The organism is Peribacillus sp. P4_C12 (genome assembly GCF_056402095.1).
Genome location: NZ_JBFUIB010000476.1, coordinates 1 through 2,757 on the forward strand (window position 1 = coordinate 1; position 2,757 = coordinate 2,757).

The window sequence follows — 2,757 nt, forward strand, 5'->3', positions numbered from 1 at the left end:
CTTTTTTAGGAATAAACATCATGACAGCTGCTATTAGAGCAAGTAGGCCATACACGATATTTATCCCGTCTTCAGACATGGATTGCGAACCAAAACTCCCAATGACACTACCCGATATTTATCCCGTCTTCAGACATGGATTGCGAACCAAAACTCCCAATGACACTACCAATTAGTACACTAACACCCATATAGATAATGAGCGTCTTATTTAAATAGCCACCTTTACGATAAGCCCAGACACCACCTATGGATGCAAATAATACTTGTACTGCACTTATTCCTGAGACTTCATGAGCACTAAAAGCCGCTAAACCGAAAAGTGGTGGTATATACAAAAGCATTGGGTATTTAATGATGGATCCGCCTATACCTAGCATTCCTGAAATGTAGGAACCTATAAATCCTATCAAAAAGATGGTTATGATAAAAGTAATATCCATTTTTATTGCCTYCTTGAAAAGAAGGGAACCAATAGGGTTCCCTTATCATTATCAGCCTTTTCTAATCCAAAATTTTAGAACTTCATTTTCTTCTGCAGTTTCTACTAGCTCATGACCACCAGATTTTGACCAAGCAGCTAAATCTGCTTTAGCGCCTTTATCTGTCACATGTATTTCTAACACTTGACCAGATTGTAAATCATTCATAGCCTTCTTTGTTCTAACGATCGGCATCGGACAAGCAAGTCCCTTAGCATCTAACATTTTATCTGAATTCATCATACATCTCTCCTGTTTTCGTAGTATTTATAATCTTTTTTTAAGTTTAACGAACCGCACAACGATTTGGTCCAATTTCCATTTCGCGCTGTTTTTCCTCATCAGGGGTGATTTTCCCCATATTCGTTTCACGGATTTCTTGATATGCGTTTGGCTGTGGAGGTAAGTTTCCTGTAACCAACTCTCTGAATTCTGTTTCGTCAGCAATGTTCAAACCATGATTTTCTACAAATAACTCTCCTAATTTCTTCGCAACACTGCCGTCTTCATTTAATTCTTCAATGATCATAAAGTGAGATGGCAGTACGATCAACTCGTCTGACAATTCTCTATAGCGAGTATAAAGTGTTTCTCTCAAGTCTCCTACCCAATCCTCAGCTAATCCGGCTAAGTCCGGTCTACCAATGGAATCGATGAATAGAATATCTCCTGAAAGCAAGTATTTTTCATCGACTACAAATGAAGTGGAACCAATCGTGTGGCCCGGGGAGTATAGAGCATGAATATTGATAGCTGTGTGACCGATCGTAACCACTTTACCGCCTTCTAATGGCTGATATTCAAAAGTTACTTCTGTTGCATCTTTTGGTGGTAGCCAGTAAGTTGCATTTGCACTTTCTGCTATTTTTCTTCCACCTGAAATATGGTCAGCATGTAAGTGCGTATCAAATACATGAGTGATCTTCGCTCCAATACTATCGGCAAAATCAACGTAGATATCAGTCATTCTTGTAGAATCAATAACGGCTGCTTCACCATTAGAAATGATCATGTAAGATAAACAACCTTTACCGAGACGTACAAATTGGTAGATTTCTCCGCCATTATTCAAATCCCCAATTTTCACTGGTTCTAAGTGTTCACTCCATGCTTTCATTCCGCCTTTCAAATAAGAAACATCCAGCCCTGCTTCAGATAGCATTTCAGCAATCATAATAGATGAGCCTTCTTTTGCACAGACAACTAAAATTTCTTTATTTGCTGGAATTTTATCGATGATTTCTTCAACGCCATCCAGTAAATCAAAATAAGGAATATTAAGGAATTCAAAGTTCTCTCCTTCAATTTTCCAATCGTTAAAATCACTTTCATTTCGAACATCCAAAATAAATAATTCAGCTTTATTGATTACTTTCTTTGAAACCTCTTTGGCTGTCATTTCATTTAACGTCATAAAATATACCCCCTATAGTATTTAGTGTTTCAAAATTTTTTACCTGACTTAAAAGGTTAAAGTTACATCCGCATCTTTCGCGAATTCTAAAAATGTAACAGCTCCACCGACTTCGATGCCATCAACGAAAGCTTCTTTATCCAAGCCCATAACATCCATGGTCATTTGACATCCAATAAACTTGACGTCCATTTCTTGTGCCATAGAAAGTAACTCAGGAATAGAAGGTGCATTAGCCCTCGCAAATCCTTCTGCAAAATGTTCCTTACCTTCTGGCATCGGTAGTTGTTGATTCGCTACTTTATGGATTAAATTTAAGCCTTCGAATGTAAAGAAAATAGCTACTTCTTGATCCGTTGCTGCTGCTGCTGTTGCAATGTTAAATACTTTATATGCGTCAAATAAACCACCGTTACTAGCTATTATCGCTACTTTTTTAGACATGATATGCCCCTCCATTTTTAGGATTATATGTTATTCGTTCACTGATTTTTTTGTAGGACCATTCCATTGGCTCATGCCCGGTTCAACATTAACCACTTGTTTAAATCCTGCAGCTGTTAGTTTTTGTGCAGCCAGGTCACTTCGGCTACCGGTTCGGCATATGACAAAAATCTCAGACTCTTTATCCAGTTCACTAAAACGTTCTTCTAATTCACCCATTGGAAGGGATTTAGCAGATGGAATATGATTAAACGCATATTCTGCCGATTCACGTACATCAAGTACTATCGTTTTTTGATTTTCTTCTATTTTTTGTAGAAGTTCTTCATTTGAAATGACTTTTTCATGCTTTTTTTCTTCATGCTCTTCACCACTTGCTTTCCGAAGATAATGTTTAAGAACGGTTCCTTCTTCATC

At 37.6% G+C, this 2,757-nt stretch carries 4 protein-coding genes and 1 pseudogene; all 5 read right to left on the reverse strand.

Features of this window, described 5'->3' with window-relative positions; all coding sequences use genetic code 11:
* Positions 1–443: pseudogene (locus tag AC1DUW_RS25135) on the reverse strand (TSUP family transporter); the annotation flags it as partial.
* A gap of 51 nt (positions 444–494) precedes the next feature.
* Entirely contained in the window at positions 495–722 is a 228-nt protein-coding gene (locus tag AC1DUW_RS25140; RefSeq protein WP_053345635.1) for a sulfurtransferase TusA family protein, read from the reverse strand.
* A gap of 46 nt (positions 723–768) precedes the next feature.
* Entirely contained in the window at positions 769–1,896 is a 1,128-nt protein-coding gene (locus AC1DUW_RS25145; protein WP_053345634.1) for an MBL fold metallo-hydrolase, read from the reverse strand.
* Positions 1,897–1,944: 48 nt separating this feature from the next.
* A complete protein-coding gene (locus AC1DUW_RS25150) occupies positions 1,945–2,340 on the reverse strand; it encodes a DsrE/DsrF/DrsH-like family protein (protein WP_053345633.1) in 396 nt (131 codons plus the stop codon).
* A gap of 30 nt (positions 2,341–2,370) precedes the next feature.
* The coding region (locus AC1DUW_RS25155; protein ID WP_477643753.1) for a rhodanese-like domain-containing protein at positions 2,371–2,757 on the reverse strand (387 nt) is incomplete at its 5' end.

Excerpts from the sequence above, each read along its gene's own strand:
- AC1DUW_RS25140 (WP_053345635.1), bottom strand. The coding sequence starts at position 722 with ATGAATTCAGATAAAATGTTAGATGCTAAGGGACTTGCTTGTCCGATG.
- AC1DUW_RS25145 (WP_053345634.1), bottom strand. The coding sequence starts at position 1,896 with ATGACGTTAAATGAAATGACAGCCAAAGAGGTTTCAAAGAAAGTAATC.
- AC1DUW_RS25150 (WP_053345633.1), bottom strand. The coding sequence starts at position 2,340 with ATGTCTAAAAAAGTAGCGATAATAGCTAGTAACGGTGGTTTATTTGAC.